25 protein-coding genes and 1 riboswitch are annotated in these 23791 nt (G+C 70.2%); of the genes, 10 read left to right on the top strand and 15 right to left on the bottom strand.

The annotated features are described in order from the left end of the window. A partial coding sequence (locus tag AB0L00_RS38265) for a hypothetical protein (protein WP_364442379.1) occupies nt 1-293 on the bottom strand: 293 nt, incomplete at its 3' end. A gap of 21 nt (nt 294-314) precedes the next feature. On the opposite strand from AB0L00_RS38265, the gene AB0L00_RS38270 reads away from it, so the two are divergent. After that, nucleotides 315-2123 (top strand): ABC transporter ATP-binding protein, encoded by a 1809-nt coding sequence (locus AB0L00_RS38270; RefSeq protein ID WP_364442380.1) that lies wholly within the window; start codon nt 315-317, stop codon nt 2121-2123. A 44-nt stretch (nt 2124-2167) separates the two neighbouring features. On the opposite strand, the gene AB0L00_RS38275 is transcribed toward AB0L00_RS38270, so the two are convergent. The 3 genes from AB0L00_RS38275 to AB0L00_RS38285 all read right to left on the bottom strand — a co-directional run bounded on the left by AB0L00_RS38275 (nt 2168) and on the right by AB0L00_RS38285 (nt 2801). After that, the gene (locus tag AB0L00_RS38275; protein WP_364442382.1) at nt 2168-2284 is read right to left on the bottom strand and encodes a DUF397 domain-containing protein; all 117 of its coding nucleotides are present in this window, start codon (nt 2282-2284) and stop codon (nt 2168-2170) included. Continuing rightward, the gene (locus AB0L00_RS38280; protein WP_364442491.1) at nt 2281-2541 is read right to left on the bottom strand and encodes a Scr1 family TA system antitoxin-like transcriptional regulator; all 261 of its coding nucleotides are present in this window, start codon (nt 2539-2541) and stop codon (nt 2281-2283) included. The genes AB0L00_RS38275 and AB0L00_RS38280 overlap by 4 nt, the downstream gene beginning before the upstream one ends. Before the next feature lie 101 nt (nt 2542-2642). Beyond that, entirely contained in the window at nt 2643-2801 is a 159-nt protein-coding gene (locus tag AB0L00_RS38285) for a hypothetical protein (protein WP_364442384.1), read from the bottom strand. Between the two features lie 64 nt (nt 2802-2865). Here AB0L00_RS38285 and AB0L00_RS38290 point away from each other — a divergent pair, with 64 nt between their 5' ends. Continuing rightward, nucleotides 2866-3162, top strand: coding sequence for a hypothetical protein (locus tag AB0L00_RS38290; protein WP_364442385.1), 297 nt, complete (start codon nt 2866-2868; stop codon nt 3160-3162). Here AB0L00_RS38290 and AB0L00_RS38295 read toward each other — a convergent pair. Beyond that, the gene (locus tag AB0L00_RS38295; protein WP_364442387.1) at nt 3125-3736 is read right to left on the bottom strand and encodes a hypothetical protein; all 612 of its coding nucleotides are present in this window, start codon (nt 3734-3736) and stop codon (nt 3125-3127) included. The two genes, AB0L00_RS38290 and AB0L00_RS38295, sit on opposite strands and share 38 nt — an antisense overlap. A gap of 244 nt (nt 3737-3980) precedes the next feature. On the opposite strand from AB0L00_RS38295, the gene AB0L00_RS38300 reads away from it, so the two are divergent. Both AB0L00_RS38300 and AB0L00_RS38305 read left to right on the top strand, forming a co-directional pair. Further along, nucleotides 3981-4307, top strand: a complete 327-nt coding sequence (locus tag AB0L00_RS38300) for a hypothetical protein (protein ID WP_364442388.1) — start codon at nt 3981-3983, stop codon at nt 4305-4307. A gap of 18 nt (nt 4308-4325) precedes the next feature. After that, complete coding sequence (locus AB0L00_RS38305) at nt 4326-5414, top strand: DUF6745 domain-containing protein (RefSeq protein ID WP_364442389.1); 1089 nt, start codon at nt 4326-4328, stop codon at nt 5412-5414. Here AB0L00_RS38305 and AB0L00_RS38310 read toward each other — a convergent pair. The 5 genes from AB0L00_RS38310 to AB0L00_RS38330 are packed head-to-tail and all read right to left on the bottom strand — an operon-like array spanning nt 5401 to nt 10412. Then, nucleotides 5401-6291, bottom strand: coding sequence for an STM4011 family radical SAM protein (locus AB0L00_RS38310; protein WP_364442391.1), 891 nt, complete (start codon nt 6289-6291; stop codon nt 5401-5403). The genes AB0L00_RS38305 and AB0L00_RS38310 overlap by 14 nt on opposite strands. Next, the gene (locus tag AB0L00_RS38315) at nt 6291-7613 is read right to left on the bottom strand and encodes an STM4012 family radical SAM protein (protein ID WP_364442393.1); all 1323 of its coding nucleotides are present in this window, start codon (nt 7611-7613) and stop codon (nt 6291-6293) included. The genes AB0L00_RS38310 and AB0L00_RS38315 overlap by 1 nt, the downstream gene beginning before the upstream one ends. Further along, nucleotides 7610-8407, bottom strand: coding sequence for an STM4013/SEN3800 family hydrolase (locus AB0L00_RS38320; RefSeq protein WP_364442395.1), 798 nt, complete (start codon nt 8405-8407; stop codon nt 7610-7612). The genes AB0L00_RS38315 and AB0L00_RS38320 overlap by 4 nt, the downstream gene beginning before the upstream one ends. Continuing rightward, nucleotides 8395-9486: an STM4014 family protein gene (locus tag AB0L00_RS38325; protein WP_364442396.1), complete on the bottom strand. Its 1092-nt coding sequence runs from the start codon at nt 9484-9486 to the stop codon at nt 8395-8397. The genes AB0L00_RS38320 and AB0L00_RS38325 overlap by 13 nt, the downstream gene beginning before the upstream one ends. Continuing rightward, complete coding sequence (locus AB0L00_RS38330; protein ID WP_364442398.1) at nt 9483-10412, bottom strand: STM4015 family protein; 930 nt, start codon at nt 10410-10412, stop codon at nt 9483-9485. Before AB0L00_RS38330 ends, AB0L00_RS38325 begins: the two co-directional genes overlap by 4 nt. Nucleotides 10413-10823: 411 nt before the next feature. Here AB0L00_RS38330 and AB0L00_RS38335 point away from each other — a divergent pair, with 411 nt between their 5' ends. The 6 genes from AB0L00_RS38335 (at nt 10824) to bluB (ending at nt 18500) form a co-directional block, all read left to right on the top strand. Further along, nucleotides 10824-12212: a hypothetical protein gene (locus AB0L00_RS38335; protein ID WP_364442400.1), complete on the top strand. Its 1389-nt coding sequence runs from the start codon at nt 10824-10826 to the stop codon at nt 12210-12212. Nucleotides 12213-12452: 240 nt separating this feature from the next. Beyond that, nucleotides 12453-13280 (top strand): sugar ABC transporter permease, encoded by an 828-nt coding sequence (locus tag AB0L00_RS38340; RefSeq protein ID WP_364442401.1) that lies wholly within the window; start codon nt 12453-12455, stop codon nt 13278-13280. A 26-nt stretch (nt 13281-13306) separates the two neighbouring features. Beyond that, nucleotides 13307-14221, top strand: a complete 915-nt coding sequence (locus tag AB0L00_RS38345) for a carbohydrate ABC transporter permease (RefSeq protein ID WP_364442403.1) — start codon at nt 13307-13309, stop codon at nt 14219-14221. 68 nt (nt 14222-14289) lie between these two features. After that, nucleotides 14290-16389 (top strand): sugar-binding domain-containing protein, encoded by a 2100-nt coding sequence (locus AB0L00_RS38350; protein ID WP_364442405.1) that lies wholly within the window; start codon nt 14290-14292, stop codon nt 16387-16389. 191 nt (nt 16390-16580) lie between these two features. Then, on the top strand, nt 16581-17594 hold the full coding sequence (locus AB0L00_RS38355) for a LacI family DNA-binding transcriptional regulator (RefSeq protein ID WP_364442406.1): 1014 nt from the start codon (nt 16581-16583) through the stop codon (nt 17592-17594). A gap of 56 nt (nt 17595-17650) precedes the next feature. Then, nucleotides 17651-17847, top strand: a riboswitch (cobalamin riboswitch). Nucleotides 17848-17879: 32 nt separating this feature from the next. Next, a complete protein-coding gene (gene bluB, locus AB0L00_RS38360; RefSeq protein WP_364442407.1) occupies nt 17880-18500 on the top strand; it encodes a 5,6-dimethylbenzimidazole synthase in 621 nt (206 codons plus the stop codon). A 40-nt stretch (nt 18501-18540) separates the two neighbouring features. Here the strand turns inward: bluB and AB0L00_RS38365 are convergent, their stop codons facing one another. The 5 genes from AB0L00_RS38365 to AB0L00_RS38385 all read right to left on the bottom strand — a co-directional run bounded on the left by AB0L00_RS38365 (nt 18541) and on the right by AB0L00_RS38385 (nt 23770). Then, nucleotides 18541-19113, bottom strand: coding sequence for a MarR family transcriptional regulator (locus AB0L00_RS38365; protein ID WP_364442408.1), 573 nt, complete (start codon nt 19111-19113; stop codon nt 18541-18543). Nucleotides 19114-19183: 70 nt separating this feature from the next. After that, nucleotides 19184-19909, bottom strand: coding sequence for a gamma-glutamyl-gamma-aminobutyrate hydrolase family protein (locus AB0L00_RS38370; protein ID WP_364442409.1), 726 nt, complete (start codon nt 19907-19909; stop codon nt 19184-19186). After that, nucleotides 19906-21393, bottom strand: a complete 1488-nt coding sequence (locus AB0L00_RS38375; protein ID WP_364442410.1) for an aldehyde dehydrogenase — start codon at nt 21391-21393, stop codon at nt 19906-19908. The genes AB0L00_RS38370 and AB0L00_RS38375 overlap by 4 nt, the downstream gene beginning before the upstream one ends. Before the next feature lie 105 nt (nt 21394-21498). After that, a complete protein-coding gene (locus AB0L00_RS38380; RefSeq protein ID WP_364442412.1) occupies nt 21499-22959 on the bottom strand; it encodes an APC family permease in 1461 nt (486 codons plus the stop codon). A 184-nt stretch (nt 22960-23143) separates the two neighbouring features. Next, complete coding sequence (locus tag AB0L00_RS38385; RefSeq protein ID WP_364442413.1) at nt 23144-23770, bottom strand: TetR family transcriptional regulator; 627 nt, start codon at nt 23768-23770, stop codon at nt 23144-23146. Nucleotides 23771-23791 lie beyond the last annotated feature (21 nt).

Here is a 23791-nt window from a genome sequence, read left to right on the forward strand (position 1 = left end):
AGTCCGGCCGCCCCGTTCGAGCCGGTGAGGCTCTTGACCCAGATGGCGTACACCAGCACCATCAGCGCGTCGCCGACCATGCTCGCGGTGCCGGTCGGCGCCGTCCTGCTCGCGTTCGCCGTCGGGTCCCCGTCGTCACCCTGGTGCTCATCTTCTTCACCGAACCGGCCGACCCGCTGATCGCGCCGTCCGCGCACGCCCTGCGATGAAGCGGTCCGCCCAGGCCACAAGGAACCTTCGTTGCCCATGACCGAGCGAAGCGAGGGAATCGGCAGGCACAGCACCTTGGTCATGGGCCCGACGAAGGAGGGTCCATGACCAAGCCGCCCCGCACGGCCGGGCGGCGCCCTCTCGTCGTCGCCGCGCTGGCGTGGCAGGCGCACCGCGGCGCGACGGCCGCGTCGACGCTACTCGCCGTGCTCACCGGGCTCGCGCCGGTCGCGACGGCCTGGCTCACGAAACTCGTCCTGGACGCGCTCGCCGGCGGCGGGAACCGGCACCTCCTGCCGGCGCTCGCCACCGGGCTCGCCGCGAGCGGGCTGTGCGTCATCGTGCTGCCGCACGCCGCCACCTACGCGCAGGCCCAGCTGCGCCGGGCGGTGCGCGCCCGGGTCGTCGACCGCCTGTTCGCCGCCCTCGACTCGCACGCGGGGCTGCGCCGGCTGGAGGATCCCGCCTTCCAGGACACGCTGCGGTTGGCGCACGAGTCCAGCCAGCACGCGCCGGACCGGCTGATCCTCGGCAGCCTGTCCATCGCACAGGCGATCATCACGATGTCGGGTTTCGTCGCCACCCTGCTGGTGATCAACCCGGCGCTGGTCCTGGTGATCTTCCTGGCGGCGCTGCCCGCGCTCTGGATCCAGCTCGGGCTGAGCCGGGAACGGGCCCGCACGATGTGGAAGGTCAGCCCCGCCCTGCGGCGCGAGATCTTCTACGGAGAGCTGCTGACCAGGCCGGAGGCGGCCAAGGAGGCGCGGCTGTTCGGGCTGGGCGGCTTCTTTCGCGCCCGGATGCTCGACGAGATCCGCTCGGCCAACGAGACCGAACGGCGGCTCGACCTCAAGACCCTGCGCAGCCAGGGACTACTGGCCCTGATCGGCAGCGCCGTCGCGGGCGGAGGTCTGGTGTGGGCGGTGCTGGCCGCCGCGTCGGGGGACATCACCGCCGGCGACGTGACGGTGTTCATCGCCGCGGTCGCCGGTGTCCAGGCATCGCTGACGTCCGTCATCGACCGGTGGGCGGACGCGCACAACGCCCTGCTGCTCTTCGGCCACTTCGTCGCGATCGTGGAAGCCGAACCGGACATGCCCCCGCGTCCCGGCCTGCGTCCCGTCCCGCCGCTGCGGCACGGCATCGAGCTGCGCGACGTGTGGTTCCGCTACAGCGAGGAACACCCGTGGATCCTGCGCGGCGTCGACCTGCACATCCCGCACGGTCAGAGCGTCGCCCTGGTGGGAGTGAACGGCGCGGGCAAGAGCACGCTGGTCAAACTCCTGTGCCGCCTGTACGACCCGGACAAGGGCTCGATCCACTGGGACGGCGTGGACCTCCGCGACATGGCCCCCGCCGAACTCCGCGAGCACATCGGCGCCGTCTTCCAGGACTTCATGGAGTACGACCTGACGGCGTCCGAGAACATCATGCTGGGCGACCTGAACAGCGAGGGCGACACGCAGCGGATCCGGGAGGCGGCGGAGCGGGCCGGTGTCCACGAGGCGGTGGAGGCACTGCCGTGCGGCTACGACACGATGCTCAGCAAGATCTTCGCCGGCCATGACGAGGGCGCCGGCGTCGCCCTGTCGGGCGGCCAGTGGCAGCGCCTGGCGCTGGCCCGCGCGTTCCTGCGCCAGAGCCGCGACCTGCTCCTGCTGGACGAGCCGAGTTCGGGCCTGGACGCGGACGCCGAACACGCCGTCCACACGTCCCTCCGCCGCCACCGCCAAGGCCGGACCAGCGTCCTCATCTCCCACCGCCTCGGCTCCGTCCGCGACGCCGACCTCATCGTCGTCCTGACCGAAGGCAAGATCACCGAACGCGGCTCCCACGACGCCCTGATGGCCCTGAACGGCGAATACGCCCGCCTCTTCACCCTCCAAGCCACCGGCTACGCGCCCAGCCCCTGATCACCCGGCGCCGGCCACGCTCGTACGAGCCGCGTCCGTGTCGCTCAGCGGAGCCGCGCCATCAGGGCGGAGGCCTCCCGCAGGGTCAGCGGCGCCACCTCGACACACGCCTCATCGTTGACCGCGCCGCTGACTGAGCTCTTGCGCCACTGCACCGTCACTCGAGGGCCTCCAATCGCCGTTCGATCAGGACGCGCGAGGCGTCGTCGGACGCCGCCTTCTGCCCTAGCAGGTCGAAGTCCATCCGGAACTCCTCGACCTCGTCGCACATCTCGATCAGCCGACCGCCTCGTCCTGCTCCAGCGTAGGCAATATCGCGCGAATCGATAGTGACGATCCGGAAAGGCCAGTCTTTACCGACATGAGCACCGACGGACCGTGGAAGCGCGGTACGCTCACTTTCCGAAAACTCCCCCAGATCGGCACGGTGCTCTCAAGCGGCCATCGATCCTGACCGCTCCAGCCCGATCCACACCGATCGTGATGCCGCCGAGCCGGGATCTCCTCAGCGCGTGATCGTCAGGAGCGGCAGTTCCGGCCCACCCACTGCAGGATCGTCACATAACTGGTGCCGTAGCCGGTGATATTGAAGGGGCTGTGCTCCCGGTAGCTCTTCTCCAGGCCGGTGGCCACGGTGGCGACGTCCGAGCTGATCTCGGCCGGGGCCTCGCGGCTCATCCTCTTCCAAATCGCCAACTGCTGGGAAGGCGACAAGGGGTTGTTGTCGTTGGAATCCACGGCCATGGACTTCGCGGCGTCGGCACAGAACGCCGCTACGGACGAACCGCCGGCGCCTGGGGTCGCGGAGGAGGTGGACGCCGTCGGGCTTGCCGTCGAGGCGGCGGCCGCCGTTGGGGTGCTGGTCGACGCGTCGGCGTGGGTCGGCGAGGTGGTTTTTCCCGCTGATCCCCCGCACCCGGATAGTGCCGCCATAACGCTCATGATAAGAACCGCCACTGCCGACGGCCGAATGCCCACGTTACCCCCTCCGCTTGAAGGGATCATGAAGTGTTCTGCCACACTGTTACGTGAAGCTTGACCCAGAACGGTTGCGTTGAACTCGCTTCCAGAACTCTGAGGCCGATCATTCTCCCTGTCGCGCTGATACAGAAGGCGGTTCCGGGCGTACTTTTCACTTGACCGGCGAGCCTGTTCGTAGCCCTACATGCCTGGTACGTAGGAGTGCTGCCATCAGCGAGCTGGAAGAGCCTGTTACCGCTACTGGCTCCGAACCCCTGACCCTCGCCACCTTCGTAGAAGTCCCCGGTCCCGCCTTGTACGAGCTGATCCTGACCCGGCGCCTTGGGGCCCAAAGGGGCGCCGACCCCTGCCGGCATGGTGAAATCGTACGTACCCAGCTGAGCACCGTTCGCCATCGAGGGGGCGTCGCTGCCATCGGGGTGCTGAGGCGCCCCCACTCGGCCGGCCGCTTCCGTCTCGGTCACCGTGACGGTCGGCTGCGGCTTGGATTTGTCCGCCGTGGCATGACCGGCGAAGAAGCCCGCGCCGGTCAGCGCCACCAAAGCGGCACCGATAGCGGATATCCATGCCGGACCCAGCTCGAAGAAGCGTTCTAAGGCGCTCTTCTCCGGCCTTTTGTCACTCGTGCTCATGGCTGTCCATGCCCCGTTACTCGCCCTACGCGACAGCATTCCCTGTTCGAACAGTCATGCTCCCAGCCTCACTCTGTGACCGGTAGCCCTACGGCGTATCTATTTGATTACCGGTCGAACAACTGAACCCGATTGTTATTCCGGGCCTACCCGAAATGCCGTTTAGTATGGTTACGCTGAGCTTGTATCCGGCGTCCCGAGCAGGTCGAGGCGGAATGTCGGTGGCGGTCGGTACGTTCGCGGCATGTTCCGACAGGGAGACCTTCTCATCGTGCCCGTCCCCGACGAGGCCGTTCCCGCCGAGGCGCACGCGCTGCCGCACGCGGCGCGCGACGGCCGCGGGCGTCTGGTGCTCGCGCTCGGCGAGGTGACGGGGCACGCGCACGCGATCGTCGCGCCCGGCGCGCTGCTGCGCGACCCCGACCCGATGCGCCCCGACTATCTGCACCTGCCGTCCGGAGGAAGGCTCGTGCACGAGGAGCATGCGGCGATCTCGCTGCCCAAGGGCTGGTTCCGTGTCGTCCGCCAGCGCGAGTACGTACCCGGTGCGGTGCGTCCCGTCTCCGACTGAGCACATCCGGAAGGTCTCATGAACACACTGGTGACACAGGACTGGCGGTCGGTGGCCTTCGCCACCGGTCCGGCCGATCGGGAACGCGCCGAGGCGGGGATCCGCGCGGCGTACGCCGAAGCCGGGCTGACCGGCCCGCGGCGCTTCGTGTGGGCGCCGTCGCCCGCGTTCGGCGCGGTCGCGGCCGTCCTGCTGGATGATCCGCGGCACGCGGAGACGTTGCGGCAGGGCGGGCTGGGTGACCTGGTGGATCGGGTCGGTGCCGCGCTGGACCCGGCCGATGCCGGGCGTTCGGTGCGCGACGCCGTGCGCACCCGGCCGTGGGAGGCGGCGCGGACCACGGCCCGGGCCGGGCTCAGCGCGCCGGAGTGGTCGGCGGCGTGGACGCGCACCGGTGGCGACCTCTGGCGGCAGGTCGACGGGCTGGTCGTCCGGATCCGCCGGGGACTCGGTGAGCTGGCGACCGGCGAGGCCGAGGCGCTGCTGCGGCAGGCGACCCTCGACGCCGTGCTCGGGCAGCATGACGCGCCGTGGCTGGCGCTGTTCGACGCGGTCGGCGGGCTGGAGGGTCTGGCGGGCCTGGCCGAGACGGCGCGCGCGGCCGGCTGGTGGTGGCCGTACGAAGGGCTCGTGATCGTCTGCGACCGTCCGTCGGAGCTCCATCGCGACGAGCCGGGCCGGCTGCATCGCGGCGACGGCCCCGCGCTGAGCTATCCGGACGGGTTCGCGCTGCACGCCTGGCGCGGCATGCCGATGCCCGCGGACTTCACCGGCACCCTGAACGGGCTCACGACCGAGCGGATCGCCGCGGAGGACAACGCCGAGCTGCGCCGAGTGATGCTGGAGAACTTCGGGTACGACCGCTACCTCGCGGAGACCGGCGCACGGCCGCTCCACCGCGATGAGACGGGCGTGCTCTGGCGGATCGACCTGCCCGGCGACGAGCCGGTCGTCATGGTGGAGGTCGTCAACTCGACCCCGGAGCCGGACGGCACACGCCGTACGTACCACCTGCGGGTCCCGCCGGGCACGCGCACCGCGCGGGAGGGCGTGGCCTGGACGTTCGGCCTCGCCGAGGACGACTACCAGCCGGTCAGGCAGACGTGAGCGGTGCCGCACCCGCGCGGTGCGGCGCCCACCACGGGCCGGCCGGTACCCGCTCGAGGACACCGCCGGCGAAGACGTCGTACAGGCCGAGCGGCTCGAGGTGAACGTAGCCGATGTGGCAGTCGCAGACCGCGAGCGGGCAGGGCCGGGGACGCAACGCGCCGCGGAACGAGCCGTCGTAGAGGTTGCCGAGGACCTCCGGCACGAAGTGGCAGCGTCGTACGGTCCCGTCACCGTCGACGGAGATCACGCTGTCTCCCGTCCGGCAGGGCAGCCCCCGGCTGGCGTGCGGGTGCCGGCTGTAGCCGAACAGCGGGTCGATGCCGGTCCACTCGGCGGCCTCGGCATCGGAGTAGGCGTGCCCTTCGGCGGCGTTGACCCACAGGTAGGTCTCCGGTGGCAGGTCGGCCCGCAGCCGGCGGGCGTCCGGCAGGTGTTCGGGGAGCCCGACGATGCCGACGCTGTGCCGCACCTTTCGTTCGGCGAGCTCCCGGCATCGACCGAGGAAGCGCTCGTACCGCACCTGACCGGGATGGTACGTCGCCCACAGCGCGAGCTTGGACGGGTCCGCGTCGACGGTCCAGTCCAGGCGGGCGCTGAGATTGGTCTGGATCGCGACGCGCTCCACCTGCGGCAGGTGGCTGAGCTCGGTCAGGGCCCGGCGGTACCAGGACCGGACGAGTCCCTCGCCCCAGGGCGTGAACAGGACCGAGACACCGTGGGACTGCGCCGCCACCCAGGCGGTGAAGCGTTCGAGGGCGGCACGGTCCGCGCGCAGTTGTTCCGTGGTGTCGCGCCGCTTGGCGAACGGGCAGTACGGGCAGTCGTAGTCGCAGCTCGCGAGGGGGCCGCGATACAGGATCGTCAGGTGCTCCATCAGCGCGCCTCGTAGGTGTCCATGAGCGTCCGCGCTCGCGGCGAGAACAGCGCCGGGCCGATCGCGTCGGAGTAGGCCAGGCCGTCCGGGGTGAGCCGGATGACGTCGGTCCGATCGTCGAGCCGGCCCCGGTCCGCCAGGGCCGCCAGTTCGGTGGCGAAGTCGGCGGCCGGGTCCGTGCCGAACCGGCGGCGGTAGTCCGCCCGCCGCAGACCGGACGCCTGCAACAGCGACTGGAGGAGATGACGGCGACGCCGCTCGTCGTCGTCCAGCGCGAAGCCGACGCGCGCGTCCGCGAAGTCGCGGGTCCGCACGTACTCGTCGATGATGCCGCGTACGGCGCTCGCCCCGACGGCGTACTCGAAGGAGTAGTGCAGTCCCCCGGTGTAGGACCGGGCGCCGCACCCCAGACCGACCATGCCGTCGGTCTGGCAGCAGTACGTGGTGCCGCCGTCGCTCGTTCCCGCGACCGGCCGCCGGAACATGCGCATCGACACCTGTTCGTAGCCGAGCCCGAGCAGGTGGCCGCGGCCGATCCGGTACAGCTCCAGCCGCTGGTCGTCCCAGCTCCGGCCCTGGCGGCCGAGCCCGGTGAGCGGCCGGACGTACAGCGGGTAGAGGTAGAGCTCCTCCGGTTCCCAGGACATCGCCGCGTCGAGCGAGTGGCGCCAGGATTCGGGGGTCTGGCCGTCGATGCCGTAGATCAGGTCGATGTTGAGCGTGTCGAAGCCGACGGCGCGGATGCGGTCCAGCGCCGACTCGACCTCGGCGCGCTTCTGCGGGCGTACCGCAGCGCGCGCCTCGGCGTCGACGAAGCTCTGCACCCCGATCGAGACGCGGGTGGCCCCGCGTTCGGCGAGCACCGTCAGCCGGTCGGTGGTGGCGGTCGCCGGTGACGTCTCGACGCTCAGCGGGATCTGCCCGAGATCCGCGAAACGCCCGGCGAGATCGCAGAGGCGTTCCAGCTCCGCCGCCGTCAGATAGGTGGGCGTGCCGCCGCCGAACGCGGCGGTGGCGAAGGACGCCTCCCCCAGCGCGTCGCGTACGGCGTCCGCCTGCCGTTCCAGCGCGTCCAGGTAGGCGGTCGTCAGCTCTTCCGGCGCGCCCGTACGCGTGAACAGGTTGCAGAAGCCGCAGCGCATCTCGCAGAACGGCACGTGCAGGTAGAGGAACAGCGCGTCGCGCCGCTCGGCCGCCCAGACGTCGGACAGCCGCGGGCGCGGCGTGAGCGGCCGGTAGCTCGTCTTGTGCGGGTACGCGTAGACGTATCCCTGGTACGGGCGGGTCAGGTCCGGGTCCGCGGACGTGCTCGGCGAGGTCATGACAGCAGGAACTCCGCGTATGGCACGGTCCACACGATCTCATGACCGAACCGGTGACCCGTATGGCCGTCCTCGCCGTACGCGGTCCCGTGGTCGGAGCAGATGATGACGAAGCAGGGCCGGCGCATCAGGTCGAACAGGCCCCCGATGTGCCGGTCGACGTACTCGAGCGCCGCGGCGTGGCTGGCACGCGAATCCTCCCCGCGTGCCGCGCCGGCCCGATGGAACCAGTTCGGCTGATGCAGCGCGGACACGTTGACCAGCATGAACAGCCTCCGGTCGGCCGGGAGGCCCGCGAGCACGCGTTCGGCGCAGTCGATCTGATGCTCCAGCGATCTCGGGTCGGTCACGCCGAACTCCGGCTCCCAGTGGCTCTCGGCGAACAACCCGGGCAGGGCCGAGCCGAGCGGACCCCGCTTGTTGAAGAAGCCCACGCCGCCGATGCACACCGTGTGGTAGCCGGCCTGGGCCAGCCCGGCCGGCAGATCCGCGGCGTCGAACACCCACGTACCGGACGCCGTCGTCTCGCTGCCGGCGAACCGAGCCGCGAAGGGCCGTGGGTGCGGGCCGGGCCGGGCGGGTGTCGGCAGGAACCCCGCGAGGAAGGCCGCGTGCGCCGCGTAGGTGAAGCTGCCCGGCGTGTGCCGCCGCTCCCACCCGCCGTCCGGCAGCACCGCCGCCAAGGTGGGCGTGCGTCCGGTCGCCAGCGACTCCGCCGCGACGTCGTACCGCAACGTATCGAGGGTGACCAGCAGCAGATCGTGGCTGCCCACGATGGCGTTCATGTCGCGCATGCCGGAACCCTCATGGTCAGGGCGGCGGCGACCTGAGCGGCGTAGGTGTCCAGGCCCTCGGCGGCGCCGCCCGGCAGGCCGGTCAGCCCCGGCAGCAGATCGCCGAAGGCGTTCACCTCCACCACCGCCGGACGCCACCGGCGGGCACCGATGAGCAGGTCCACACCGACCATGAGGCTGCCGGGGAAGCACGCCGCCGCCTGCGCGCAGATCTCCATCGCCCGCCGCCAGCCGGACTCGCCGAGCCGCTCCCGTACCGCGCCCAGATCCCCGCGCGCCCCGCCGAGGTGCAGGTTCGTCATCGGGTGGCGGCTGGTGCGCACGACCGCGTGCGTCGGGCGCCCCGCGACCACCACCACGCGCAGGTCGAACACGCGGCCGCCGATCGACGCCTTCGGCAGCCAGGCCTCGACGTGCAGCCCGTCCGGCGCCAGCGCGTCGACGAGCGCCGCGACCTCGCGCTCGCTCTCGTAGGAGCGGACGCTCAGCGAGTTGTACAGCACGCCGCGGGCATCGCGGGCCGCGGAGGTGACCGCCTTGATCCGCCCGGGGGCCACCTGCAGGGCGACGATCCCGGAAGCGGACGACCCGTGCGCCGGCTTGACGAACACCCGGCCCCGGCCGGCCTCCGCCATGCGAACGCGCAGCTCGTCGTAGCCGCGTACGGCCGGCAGCGCCGGCGGCACCGGCACGCCCGCCGCGGCGAGCCGCGCGTGGCAGCGGCGCTTGTCGAACATCACCGCGATCTCGCCGGCGTCGCTGAGCATTCGCGCCTGGCCGGCGGCGGCCGTGATCCGCCGGAGTCCGGCGGTGAAGGCGGTGTACCACCGCGCGTACCCGGTGACACGCTCCGGATCTCCCGGCCCGCGCAGCAGCGCGGCCGTCTCCGGGTCCTCCCCGGGGGAGTCGACGCGCAGGAACGTCCCGGGCTCGACGTGGATCCGGTTCCCGCGCAGCACGTCGCGCCAGTCGATGACGCGCGGCTCGCACAGGCCCTGGCCACGGCAGGCGGCGGCGAACAGCGCCGCCCGCCTGCCGCCCGGAACGGCGACCACGGTGAAGGCCGCCTCCCGTGTCACTCGTCGACCGCCACGTAGCGCCAGTCGTCCTGGGGCTTCTCCTGCTCGCTCAGGTCGACCTTGACGCCGGGCAGCGCCGCCCGGATTCGCTCGACCATCCGGTCGCTGAGGAAATGGTGGTGCAGGTCGAGCCGCTTCAGGTGGGTGAGCGGCTGACCGGACAGCAACGCCTCCGCGCCCTCGTCCGTCAACATGCCCATCGCCAGGCTCAGCGACTCCAGCCGGGCCACGACCGGCGCGCCCGCGACCGCCGCCGCGATCTCGTCCTGGAGCTCGCTGTCCTCCAGCCCGAGATGCCGCAGCGCCGGCAGCCGCTCTCCACTCAGGATGGGAGCGAGGTCGGCCACGGTGGCGTCGCCGCCGTAGTTCTCGACACCGAGCCAGAGATCGAGGTGTTCGAGGTTCGGCAGGTCGCTGGCGGTCACCGCCCGCACCACGGCCGCGGGCAGGCCGCCCGACTCCATCCGCAGCACGGTCAGCGCCTCGCTCCGGATCGGGTCCAGGGTGAGCCCGGTGGAGCCGCGTACCTCAAAACGCTTCAGGCCGGGGAACGCCGTGAACAGCGGCGTGATGTCGGAGTGCTCGATCCAGGAGATCTCCGCCTCCTCCATCACGATGTCCCCGAGGAACAGCGCGCGCAGCTTCGGCAGCCGGCCGGCCGCCTTGACCAGCAGGTCCACCGGGTCGACCTCGCCCGAGTCGTACGAGGCGCCCCAGTAGCCGATCACCAGGGCGGTCACCTGGGAGGCGTCGACCTCCTGCAGGAAGCGCTCGAACACCCCGTCGAAGGCGTCTCCCTCGAACCCGGTGGAGACCCGCCAGGCAGCGGAGGCCGCCGACGGGAGCGGCTCGCCCTCTTCGTCGATCGGCGGGAAATCGACGACCGGAAGGCCGTCGAATTCCGAGACATGCTCGTGTACGGACACAGCCGGAGACCCTTCTTCGTGGACGACGAGACACGTCTACCAGAACGGGAGGACAGTCCGCCCGGCCGATACGCGCGGACACCGGCGTCCCGCCGCCTCGACGGCGCTCTCCGGCCGAGCCGCGAACCAGAGGTCGGGTCTCCTCCACTGTGGAATCCGCGCCGTCGACGACGACCGAACCGTGATCTGAGATGTATTGCAACGATGCAGGGCGCCAGGCTACTGTCTTGCAACGTTGCAGTAACGCGGTCGACCAGGCGTTGAAACCAAGGTCTGCTACGCCGGAGCGGCGGACGTCCCCTCCCGGCCCGGCAGCACGGGTCGGCGAAAGGCCGCTGCGTTCTCAGGCAGCCGTATCACAAGCCCCCACACACTCCACCAAGCTCGACGAAGTCCTGAGGTGACATGGGAATGACGCAGGGTTACACGGGCGGCGGGTTCCGTAGCGGCGGTAGGCGTCCACGACGGCTGATCGGCCTGGCGGCCACCGCCGTGGCGGCGGTTCTGCTGACCGCGTGCGGCAGCGGGTCGAACACCCCGATACCGGGATCGTCCGCCGGTCAGGCATCAGGCGCCGGCTGCGCCGCGGGTGCCGTGCCGCTGACCTTCTGGGGGTGGCCGGCCGGCTACGACCTCGCGGTCAAAGAATTCAACGCGACGCATCCGGGCATCTGCGTGAAGCTGGAGAACGCCGGCGCCACGACCGCCGAGTACGTCAAGCTCAGCGATGCCCTGAAGGCGAAGAGCGGCACACCCGACGTGGCCACGATCGAGTACTTCGAGGTCCCGTCCTTCGAGATCACGAACAGTCTCGTCGATCTGTCGAAGTACGGCGTCAGCGCGACCAAGAGCGACGTGGCACCGGTGGCCTGGTCACAGGTCACCCGAGGCTCGGCGCAGTACGCGATGCCGGTCGACCTGGGCCCGATGGCCCTCTACTACAACTCCAAGGTGTTCAGCCGCCACGGCGTCTCGGTGCCGACGACATGGGCCGACTTCGCCGTCGCGGCCGACAAGCTGCACGCCGCGGACCCGAAGGCGGCGATCACCAACTTCGATCCGGAGAGCACCCAGGACGTGCTCGCGCTGATGCAGCAGTACAACGCCTTCCCGTTCACCTACGGCGGTGGGCAGAAGCTGGGCATCAACTTCACCGGACCGGCGCAGACGGCCTTCGCCGAGTACTGGCAGAAACTGATCGACAAGAAGGAGGTCACCACTGCCGCCGACTTCTCGCCGACGCAGTGGTCCAACCTCGACGGCGGCGTGAACGCGGCCCGTCTCAGCCCGGCCTGGGGGCCGGTGGGAATGCAGCTGAACGTCAAGAAGACCATCGGGGATTGGCGCGCGGCTCCGCTGCCACAGGTCACGGCCGGCCAGACCATGTCCGGGAACTGGGGAGGCTCGGCGCTGGCCGTGATCGCCGGGACCAAGCACGCCAGGGAGGCGGCGCAGTTCGTGCAGTGGTTCGGCGCCTCGCAGGACTCGTGGAAGATCCTCAGCGGCAAGGTCGCCGGCGCGTTCCCCGGTTACCTTCCGCTGCTGAACTCCACGACGTTCCAGAGCTCCACGCTGGAGATCTCCGGCGATTCCAAGCCGAACGCGGTCTTCGCCAAGGCCGCGCAGAACATGGTGAACCCGCAGTGGCCCCCGATCATGACGGCGGCGCTGACCCAGTGGACCTCCACCTTCGCCGGCGTCAGCAAGGGCACCGAGACCCTGCCGCAGGCTTTCAAGACCTATCAGCAGCAGCTGGTCAAGTACGCGAAGGACCAGGGATTCACGGTCACCGAAGGCTGAGGAATCGCCAGGTGAGGAGAAGCGGCCGAGTCCTGCGGGTGCCGTCCACGACGGCACCCGCGGGATCCCGTGGCCGGGTCGGCTCCGGACGGACAGGACGAGGATGTGAACCAGAAGACCGCCTATCGCGCACCCGCTCCGCATGAACCGGCGAATCCGGTGGTTTCCCCGCGCAGGACTCAGCCGGTCCGCAGATCACGACGGAGCCGGTGGCCCGGTGCCGTGTTCATCACACCGCACATGCTGGCGCTCGCCCTGTTCATGGTCGTTCCGACGGTCTACGCCGTCTACGACAGTCTCTACCGAACCCGGCTGATCGGCGGCACCAAATACTCCGGGCTCGCCAACTACCGCACCGTGCTCAGCTCCTCGCAGTTCTGGGACGGCGTGCAGCGAGTACTGCTGTTCGGAGTGATCCAGGTTCCGGTGACGATCGCCATCGCGTTCTTCTTCGCCGCGATCTTCGAGGCCGGCATCGTCAAGTTCGACAGATTCTTCCGCACCGTGTTCTTCATGCCGTTCGCGGTGCCAGGGGTCGTCGCGGCGATGATGTGGTCCTTCCTGCTGCTGCCCCATTTCGGCCCGTATCCTCAAATCTTGAAGGCCGTCGGGCTGGGGGACGTCGACTTCTTCTCGTCCAAACTGATCACGCCGACGATCATTCTCATCGTGATCTGGGAGTGGACGGGCTACAACATGACCATCCTCTACACGGCGTTCAAGGCGATCCCCCGGGAGATCACAGAAGCGGCCATCACGGACGGAGCGCGGCTTTCGACCATCATCCTGCGCCTGAAATTGCCGATGGTGCGCCCTGCGATCATCATGCTGCTGTTCCTGAACACGGTCGGGGCGCTTCAGCTGTTCACTGAGCCGTCCATCCTGGCCGCATTCCAGCCGCAGGCGGTCTCCTTCGGCTTCACCCCGACCCTCTTCGTGTACAACACGGCGGTGGGCAGTGGGGACTACAACCTCGGCGCGGCGGCGGCGGTCATCCTCGCGCTGATCATCGGGGCCCTCTCACTCGCCGCCTTCGCGGTGCGCCGCCGCAATGGGGAGTTCCGGTGAGTTCGCGACGGATCACGGAGACTGAAGTGGCCACCTCCAAGCGCAAAGCGCGTCGGCGCCCCGACGGAATCGCACCCCGCCTGTACGGCCTGCCGCGAGGGACCACCACACTTCTGACGCTCGTCAGCGCGGCGTTCGCGCTGTTCATCCTGGCGCCACTGGTCTGGTTGTTGATCAACTCCACCAAGACGCAGGCGAACGTGTACGTGACGCCGGGATTCTGGTTCGCCCGGCCGTTCCGGCTGTTCCAGAACCTGGCCGACCTGGGCAGGAACGTCAGCGGAGCCGGGGTCTACCTGCGATGGCTGGGTAACACCCTGCTTTACGCCGGAGTCGCCGGTCTCGGCTCGACGATTATGTCGGCGATGGCCGGCTACGGTTTCTCGCGTTTCCGGTTCCGCGGCGCCAACAGTATCTTCTACTTGGTGATGTCGACCCTTCTGGTGCCGGTCAGCGCGATCTCCCTGCCATTGTTCCTGGTGTACGCCAAGGTCGGCCTGGTGAATTCGATCTGGGGCATGATCCTGCCCAGCATGGTCTCACCGGTGGGCATCTATTTGATGCGGACCTACATCGACGCGTCGGTGCCGCGCGACCTGCTCGAGGCCGCTCGCCTCGACGGCGCCGGTGAAATACGCGTCTTCGTGCGCATCGCCCTTCCGCTGACGGTTCCCGGTCTGGTGACCGTCCTGTTGCTGACGGTCGTGACCGTTTGGAACAACTACTTCCTGCCACTGGTCATATTCAGCCGGAACAGCCTATATCCGCTGACCGTCGGCCTGTCGGCCCTGTCCCAGGGGGCCGAAACAGGAACGAAGGCCAACATGGTTCCGGTGCTCATCACCGGCGGACTGGTCACGATCCTGCCGCTCATCGTGCTGTTCCTGCTGCTGGAGAGGTATTTCCGCGGTGGCGCGCTGCAGGGGAGCATGACCGGCTGAGTCCCGCCACGCCCCGGCGGCGAATATCCGATTGAACGCCTCCACACGACGTAGATCTTGGAGAAGAAATGTCGTTGGTCCGCCCAGAATATCCCCGTCCGCATTTCGACCGCTCCCATACATGGCTGAGTCTGAACGGATCGTGGCACTTCACCACCGACCCGGCGGGGACGGCCACTCCCGAGGAGTTGTCGCATGAGGACCGCGCGTGGTCCGCGCGGATCACCGTGCCGTTCGCCTGGGAGACCGAGGCGTCGGGCCTCGGCGTCCACTGGCTGGAGTACGGGTGGTACCGGAGGACGATCACGGTCCCGGAGGAGTGGAGCGGCCGGCGGGTCGTCCTGCATTTCGGCGCCGTCCACCACTCGGCCGTCGTCTGGGTGAACGGCACGCTGGTCGGCGAGCACGAGGGCGGCTACACGCCTTTCGAGTTCGATGTCACCGACACCCTGGACGGTCTGTCCGCCACCGTTCTGGTGCGGGTGTGGGCGCCGGTGGACAAGCGAGAGATCGTCCACGGAAAACAGCGCAGTATCCCGCGTGACGACTACGACAGCTGCGCCTTCACGCCGAGCAGCGGAATCTGGCAGTCGGTGTGGCTGGAGGCGCGCCCGGCGACGTACGTCTCGGCGCTCGCGCTCACCCCGTCGGACACCCTCGATGGGATCGTGGCGGGCGTCACGGCCGCAGGCCCGTCGCTGAGCGGCGCTCGGCTCACCGTGTCCGTCGACGGGGGACGGCCGGTGACGACCGAACTCGACGACGGGTCGCCGACGGCGCGGGTGCACCTGCCGATCCAGAATCCGCGCCTGTGGAGGCCGGCCGATCCCCATCTCTACACGGTCACCGTGACACTCGAATCGGCGGACGGCACCGATCGCGTCGAGTCGCAGACCGGCCTTCGGCGGGTGACGGTCGACGGCGAGCACATCCTGCTCAACGGCGAGCGCCTGTACGTGCGAGGCGTCCTCGACCAGGGCTACTGGCCTCGTACCGGTCTGACGGCCCCGGACGACCAGGCGTTCGTCACCGACCTCGCGCTCGCCCGAGAGGCCGGGTTCAACCTGGTCCGCAAGCACCTGAAGCTGGAGGACCCGCGCTTCCTGTATCACGCCGACCGCCTCGGCATGCTGGTGTGGGCCGAGCCGGCGAGCACCGGTGTCTTCACCCCCGCGTCCGTCGCCAGGTTCGAGGCCCAGATCGAGCCGATGGTCCACCGTGATGGGAACCACCCCAGCGTCATCATCTGGGGCCTGTACAACGAGGAATGGGGCCTGGACTGGGACGTTCCCGGCGACCCGGAGAAGCAGGTGGCGGTCCGCCGCGCGTACGAGTCGCTGAAGAACCTGGACGCCTCCCGCCCCGTGGTGGACAACTCCGGCTGGTCGCATGTGGCCACCGACATCGTGGACTGGCACATCTACGACGAGACGCCGGCCGGTTGGGCGGCCAAGGTCCACGCGCTGCTGACGGACCGCAAGCCCGGCTTCCCGGTCGGCCTCGGTCCGGAGATGATCGTGGAGAAACTGCTGATGGCCGATGGCGGCCCGTCCTCCGGGCGGCCCAATCTCAACAGTGAGTTCGGCGGTGGGTGGACCAGCGTCGATCGCGGCTGGAACCTGCGCTGGCAGACCCTGGAACTGCGCCGGCACGACGACCTGTCCGGCTACGTGTGGACCGAACTGTACGACGTCGAGCACGAGATGGCGGGCGTCTACGCCTTCGACCGAAGCCGGAAGGACGGCGGCGGGAACGCCCCGGACCTCGTCAACGCCGACACCGTACTCCTGGTCGACGTCGACCCGCGCGCTCCGGGGCGGGACCTCGTGGTCGGCGGCGACCGGACGGTCGATGTCAACGTCCGGATCTCCCACCACGGGATTTCGGCGATCGAGGCGGTGGTCGTACCCGTTTGGGGCTCGGTGCTCGGCGACTGCGACGCCGCGGCCGTGTCGCGCGCCACCGACGCGATTTCCGTCGCCGATCCGGTCAAAGTGCAGCCTTTCCTGCTCAGCGCGCCTTTCCGGGTCATCGACCGATTGCCCGACGACGTACCGGCGGCTCGACTGCACCTCCTGATCGTGTCAGCGGGCGAGGTCATCGGGCGCTCCTACGTCGATGTCGGTATCGACGCTTATCTGGACTCCTCGGCCCGGGTCGCCACCTGATCCGAGAACCGTTGTCCGGCCGGGTTCCGCCTTAACGGAGATCAGGGCCGTCCGCCGGCCGTCGGGCCCCGGCGGACGGCCCACATGTGGCCACGAACCGCAGAATCCGGGTCGATGGACAGCGGTCTATGCATCGTTGCAATACGCTGGTATCCGATGTTCTCAGGTGCACAATTCTCGAAGAGAGTGCCATGACCAAAGCTCGCCTTCGAGACGTAGCCGCCCGCGCGGGAGTCTCGATTCGTACGGTATCCAACGTCGTCAACGGATATGCGCCGGTCTCGGATGAGACGCGGCTACGGGTCGAGGCGGCGGTGGCCGAACTGGGATACCGGCCGAATCTCCTCGCGCGCAATCTCAAGCGGGGCCGTACCGGGATGCTGGCGCTGGTCGTTCCCGAACTGGACGTGCCCTATTTCGCGGAACTGGCCAGAGCGGTCGTCACCGAGGCACGCCGGCATGGGTACACGGTGGTGATCGATCAGACCGATGGCGAGCCGGACCGCGAACGCGAACTCATCATGGGGGCGAGCGCCGCGCTGTTCGACGGTGTCATCCTCAGCCCGCTCGCGCTGTCCCAGGCGGATCTCGCCATGCGTGACACCACGAGTCCGCTGGTGCTGCTCGGCGAACGGATCGTGGAGAGCCCGTACGACCATGTCGCCATCGACAACGTCGCCGCCGCGCGTACGGCCACCGAGCACCTGATCGATATCGGCCGCACCCGGATCGCCGCGATGGGCGACCAGCCCTATGAGACCGGCGAGACGGCCCAACTGCGCACGCGCGGCTATCGCGAGGCTCATGCGGCCCGAGGCCGTGCTCTGGACGAATCGCTGGTCATCAGTACGCGCCGGTTCCACCGATCCGAGGGGGCGCGGGCCATGGCGACCCTGCTCGATCGCGCCGACGGACCTCCCGACGCCGTCTTCTGCTACAACGACCTGCTGGCCATCGGCGCCATACGGACTCTCCTCGCCCGCGGGTTGCGCGTCCCGGAGGACGTGGCCGTCGTCGGCTTCGACGACATCGAGGAAGGCCGCTACAGCACGCCCTCGCTCACCACCGTCTCACCGGACAAGGACCTGATCGCCCGGCTCGCCGTGGACCGGCTGATCGCACGGCTCGGCGACCGGTCGGAGGAGAAGCCCGCGGAGCTGTGGGCGCCGCACCGACTGGTCACCCGCGAGAGCACCGTGACCTGAACCGGGCGCCGCCGCGTTCGCGGCCGGAGTCCGGGGCGGTCGGATACGCTCGCGACCGGCATGAACCGACGCGAGGTGCCCCTGCTCAGGGGAGAATCGGGAAGCCGGTGAGATTCCGGCACGGGCCCGCCGCGGTGACCGGGGAGCCGCCGTCCACGCGCGTACGCGCAGCCACTGGCCGCCAGGCCGGGAAGGCGGATGGTCAGGCATCGATCCGGGAGTCCGAAGACCGGCCTCGCTCCACCGGCCACCGCCGAGGTGGCCCGACGCAGCGGGAGCCTGCCCATGAACGCCGGCATCTACGACCTGATCCACCGCCGCCGCGACGTGCGCGCCCAGTTCACGGGCACGCCGATACCAGATGAGGTCCTCCACCGGGTCCTGACCGCCGCGCACGCGGCGCCCAGCGTCGGCCTGTCCCAGCCCTGGGACTTCGTCCTCGTCAGGGATCCGGCCGTCCGGCGCGCCTTCCACGACCACGTCCAGCACGAACGCGCCGAGTTCGCGGCCACCCTCAGCGGGGCCGACGCCGACCGGTTCGCGCGGATAAAGATCGACGGTGTACTGGAGAGCAGCCTGTCGATCGTGGTCACCTACTGTCCCGAACGAGGCGGTCCGGCGGTGCTGGGCCGGCACGCCATCGCCGACGCGGGGCTGTACTCGGTCTGCCTGGCCATCCAGAACCTGTGGCTGGCCGCCACCGCCGAGGACCTCGGCGTCGGCTGGGTGTCCTTCTACCGGGAGCCGTACGTGCGTCGGCTGCTCGGCATCCCGGCCGGGATCCGGCCGGTCGCCTGGCTGTGCCTGGGACCGGTCACTCATCTGGAGACCGTGCCGGACCTCGAACGGCACGGCTGGCGCCGCCGACGCCCCCTGGAGACCGTGATCCACCACGACCGATGGTGAGCACTTCGCGCGACACCGGAGAGGACCGGGACCTCGCCGCTCAACCGTGCGAGCGGCGGCCGCTGCGGCGGGGAGGGGGCGGGGCGCCGTCCAGCAGTGAGAGGCGACGCTCCTCCCCCTCCTCCTCCACCTGGAGTACGACCCGGCGCAGCCCCTCGGCGAGGGCCCGGCACTCGGCGGCGCTCAGCCGCGAGGTGACGAACGCCTCCTCCTCGTTGAACCGGGGGAACACGCGCTCCATCAGCTCCTCGCCCTGTGGCGTGAGCATGAGCAGGACGAGGCGTCCGTCGGTCGGGTGATCGGCGCGCCGGAGCAGGCCGCGCGACTCCAGGGTCCGTGCCACGCCGGTCAGCGTCCCCTTGGAGATGCCCGCCTCCTCCGCCACGTGCCGGGTCTCCGGCTCCCCCCAGATCCAGACCACCCACAGCACGACGAACGCCGTCCAGGTCAGGCCGGACTCGCGGAGGACGGAGTTCTCCAGGTGCTGCCGGACGGCGGCCGCGGCCCGGTAGATGTTGGCCACCGCCGCCATCTGCTCGCGGTGGATACGGACGTCACCGAGCCTGGCCTCGGCCAGCTTCTCCGCTTCGGTGATGGATCGGTGGCCGGGCACGTCGCGCTCCTTCGACTGCGGCCCGCGACCGATCGGGGTCGGCGCCGCCTCGGTTGTTCGAAACCGGATTCTACGATCGTCGGCCGCGGGCCGCGCGGACGAAGGCGTCGAACAGCGCCTGCTGTACGGAGTCCTCCGCGGCGGTGTCCTCCGGGTGCCACTGCACGGCCGTGAACCAGGAACGGGAGCCGGGCCGTTCGACGGCCTCGACGGTCCCGTCCCCGGCCCGCGCGGTGACGACCAGGCCCCGGCCGAGGCGGTCGACGCGCTGGTGGTGGAAGCACGACGCCTCGACCTTCTCCGCGCCCGTCGCCCGCGCGACGAGCGACGCCGGCTCCAGCGCGACGGGATGGATGACGGAGCGGTGCTCGCGCTCGGGCCCGCCCATGTCCTGCTCGAGGGTGCCGCCGAGCGCGGTGTTGACGACCTGCAGCCCGCGGCAGATCGCCAGCAGGGGCAGCCCGGCCTCCAGGGCCTGGCGGGCGACCTCCAGGTCGAAGCCGTCCTGCTCGTCGTCCACGTCGTAGACGCTGACGTGCGTCTCCCGGTCGCCGTAGCGGTGGGGGGCCAGGTCGCCGCCGCCGGGGAGCAGGACGGCGTCGAAGCGCGTCAGGCGGTCGGCGACCTCGGCCGGGTCGGCGACACCACCGGGGGCGTGCGGGTGGACGGACGCGGGTTCTCCCCCGGCCCGCCACACCGCCTCGATCAGTTTGCGGGCGTTGACCTCGGCGGCGAAGCGCAGGGCGGAGGTCGTGGCGGAGAAACGGGCGGGGATGGCGATCAGCGGACGGGTCACAGCTGGATCCAGGTCGTCTTGAGTTCGGTGTACTTCTCCAGGGCGTGCACGGACTTGTCCCGGCCGTTGCCGGACTGCTTCACGCCGCCGAACGGGACGGTGAGGTCGCCCTCCTCGTAGCAGTTCACCCAGACCGTCCCGGCACGCAGGGCGCGGGCGACCTTGTGGGCGGTGGACAGGTCGGACGTCCACAGGCCGGCGGCCAGGCCGTACTCGGTGTCGTTGGCCAGCGCGACGGCCTCGTCGAGGTCGTCGAAGGTCAGCACGGACAGCACGGGCCCGAAGATCTCCTCGCGGGCCAGCCGTGAGCCCGGGGCGACCTGGTCGAAGACCGTGGGGCGCAGGTAGCTGCCGCCGCTCTCGGCCAGGATGGGCTCGCCGCCGGCGCGCAGTCGCGCGCCCTCGTCGAGTCCGGTACGGACGTGACCCATGACCCGCTCCAGGTGGCTCTGCCGGGCCAGGGCGCCCATCTCGGTGCCGGGATCCAGCGGATCGCCCACGCGCAGCGCGCGGGCGCGCTCCACCACGGCCTCCACGACCCGTTCGGCGACGGAGCAGTGGACCAGCAGGCGGGAGGGGGCGGTGCACATCTCGCCCTGGTTGAAGAAGATGCCCCACGCGGCGGTGGCGGCGGCCTGCTCCAGGTCCGGGGCGTCCGGCAGGATGATGTTGGGCGACTTGCCGCCCAGTTCCAGCCAGACGCGCTTGAGGTTGGAGTCGGCCGCGTACCGCAGGAAGTGACGGCCCACGGCGGTGGAGCCGGTGAAGGCGAGGACGTCCACGCCGGGGTGGAGGCCGAGCGCCCGCCCGGCGGTCGGGCCGTCGCCGGCGACGACGTTGAGCACGCCGGGCGGCAGGCCTGCCTCGGTGGCCAGGCGGCCGACCATGAGCGCGGACAGCGGGGACCATTCGGAGGGCTTGAGCACGACGGTGCAGCCGGCGGCGAGCGCCGGGGCGACCTTCCAGGAGGCCAGCGTCAGCGGGAAGTTCCACGGGACGACGGCGCCGACCACTCCGGTCGGCTCGCGGGTGACGAGGGCCAGCGCGTCCGCGGCGGTCTGCGGGACCTCGTCGGCGAGCTTGTCGGCCAGCTGCCCGTACCAGCGGAAGGTGCCGATCGCCGCGCGGAGCTCGATGGCGTGGGACTCGCCGATGGGCTTGCCCATCTCCAGGCTGATGGTGAGGGCGAGGTCGGCGCGGTGCTCTTCCAGCAGGTCGGCGAGGCGCAGCAGGGCGCGGCCGCGCTCGACGGGCGCCAGGCGGGGCCAGGGCCCGGAGTCGAAGGCACGCCGGGCCGCGGCCACCGCCGCGTCGACCTCGGCGACGCCGGCGTCGGCGACCTCGGCGAGCACCTGGCCGTCGCGGGGCGAGACCACCGCGAAAGAGGCACCTCCGCCCGCCTCGTCCCTGCCGTCGATGTGGTGCTGAGCCGGAAGGTCGAGTTCCTTGGCGCGGCGCAGTAGTTCCTCGTGCGTGGCGTGCAACGCCTGCCTCTCCTTCGTACGGTGCGGAAACGGTGGTGGGTTCGGTGCGCCGGCCGGGTGGCCGGACCGCCTGACGCGGACCCGCCACCCGGCCGGCGCGTGAGGTCAGCCGCTCGGCGCGGCGCGGCGAGCGCGGGTGAGCCGGGCGGCGACCGCGCTCAGGCCCAGGACGACGGGAACGGTGAGCTCCAGCCAGGTCGCCGTCGTGGCGCTGCCGCCGATGAGCGTGGTGAAGTTGGCGACGATGACCGCGATGGACCCGCCGATCCCCAGCGCGCCCAGGGCGGGGGCGACCAGGGTGTTCCAGAGGCGCCGGTCGAGCCGCTCGCGCCGGAAGAAGACGATCACGGAGATGGACGTCAGGAAGTAGAGCAGCATCATCGCGAGCACGGCCACGCCGCTGAACCAGGAGAAGAGGCTCAGTACCGGGTCCTTGCCGAACACCGCGAACGGCAGCACCAGGACCAGCGCGATCGCCGTCTGGACGCACCCCGCGACCCACGGGGAGTGCCGCTTGTTGATCGCGGCGAGCCCGCGGGGCAGCAGGCCGTCACGGCCGAGCGAGAACAGGTAGCGGTTGGCGGAGTTGTGGAAGGCGAGGATGCCGGCGAAGAGGGAGGTGGCGAGCAGGATCGGCAGGACGTGGTCGGCCCAGCTCCCGAGCGCCTGGGAGACGGGGTTGAAGACGAAGACGGTCGAGTCCCCGCCGGAGAGGGCCTTGCCGGCCGCGCCGGTCGCCTTGGAAGCCCCGTAGGAGGAGATGAGCATCCAGCTGACGAAGGCGAAGAAGCCGGTGATGACGGTGACGGAGAGATAGGTGGCGCGCGGGACGGTCCGGCGCGGCTCCTTGGCCTCCTCTCCGTAGATCGCGGTGGCCTCGAAGCCGAACATCGAGGCGATGGCGAACATCAGCGCCACGCCGGGCGCCCCGTGCAGGGCCGCGCCGGGCGAGAAGCTGTGCGTGACGCCGAGGCCCTCGGGTCCGCCGCCCTTGACGAGGGTGACGAGCGCGAAGACGAACAGGATGCTGGACTCCGCCAGGACGAACACCGCCAGGACCTTGGCTCCCATCTCGATGCCGGCGGTGCCGAGGGCCTGGACGACGGCCATCGTCACGACGGTCCACACCCACCAGGCGACGTGCGCGCCGGTGTACTGCTCGACCAGGCCGCTCACGGTCGCCCCGTACAGCCCGTACATGGCCGCCTGGAGGGTGCAGTAGGCGAAGAGCGCGACGCCGGCGCTCCCGGTGCCGGTGGTCCGGCCGAGTCCCTTGCCGATGTACGTGTAGAAGGCGCCGGCGTCCACCACGTGGCGGCCCATGGCAACGAAGCCCACCGAGAAGAGCAGGATGACCGCGCCGGCCACGATGTAGGCCGCCGGGGCGCCCGCGCCGTCGCCCGTCCCGACCGCGATCGGCAGGGCGCCGGCGATCCCGGTGAGCGGTGCCTGGGCGGAGAGTACGAAGAAGAGGATGCCGATGACGCCGAGGGCGTTGGGCTTGAGCGTCCCGGTGGGACGGGCTTCTCGGGCGGGGGCTGGTTCTTCGACCGTTCGACTGTCCACTGGATCACCTACTGGGCGATAGGGGGTCATTTAAGGCCAAACGAGTTGCCTGATCCTGAACCAGAACTATCCGTTTGGCAAGGGGGGTGTCGCACAGAGTTGTCCATGTGGACAGTTTCGTCAACGCCTCTGGCCTGCGTAATTGAATCTTTACCCTCGTACGGGCCCGAACGACCTCAGCGCGTCACGCGTCGAGATCGGCGGGACCGCCACCGTCGGCGCCGACGGCCTTGAGCAGCGCGTGCAGCTCCGCCAGGGCGGCGTCGGTCACCTCGGGCTCGCCGAAGACGAGCTGGTGCAGCACGAGGCCCTCCAGCGCGGCGAAGACCAGCCGGGCGAGCGGGCGGTCGGCGCCGCCGGGCAGCATGCGCGCCAGCTCCCGCTGGGTGGCGTCGAAGTACTCGTCGTACAGGGCACGGAGCTGCGGCAGCAGGTCGGGGCGCCGCCGGGATTCCAGCAACAGCTCGTACTGGAACGCCTGGGTGTCCGGGTCGGACTCCACCATCTCCGACACCCCCGCCGAGAAGTCCGTCACCTGGCCGGTGCCCGGCTCCAGCACGCTGGACGCCAGGCTGGCACGCACGGTGTGGGCCAGGGCCTCGGCGATCAGCGCCTCGCGGGAACCGAAGTGGTGCACGACCAGGCCGTGGGTGACCCCCGCCTCCTCCGCGACCGCGCGGTACGTCAGGTTGCGCAGGCCGCCGCGGGCCACCACGCGGACGGCGGCCTTGAGCAGGGCCTCGCGTCCTTCTCCGTACTGAACCCGCTTGCGCGGCCGTCGCTTCTTCGGGGCCTCGGCGGATTCGGTCATGTCCGTGACCCTACTCGCCCG

Origin of the sequence: Actinoallomurus sp. NPDC052308, assembly GCF_040679195.1 — a bacterium.
Lineage (GTDB): Bacteria > Actinomycetota > Actinomycetes > Streptosporangiales > Streptosporangiaceae > Actinoallomurus > Actinoallomurus liliacearum.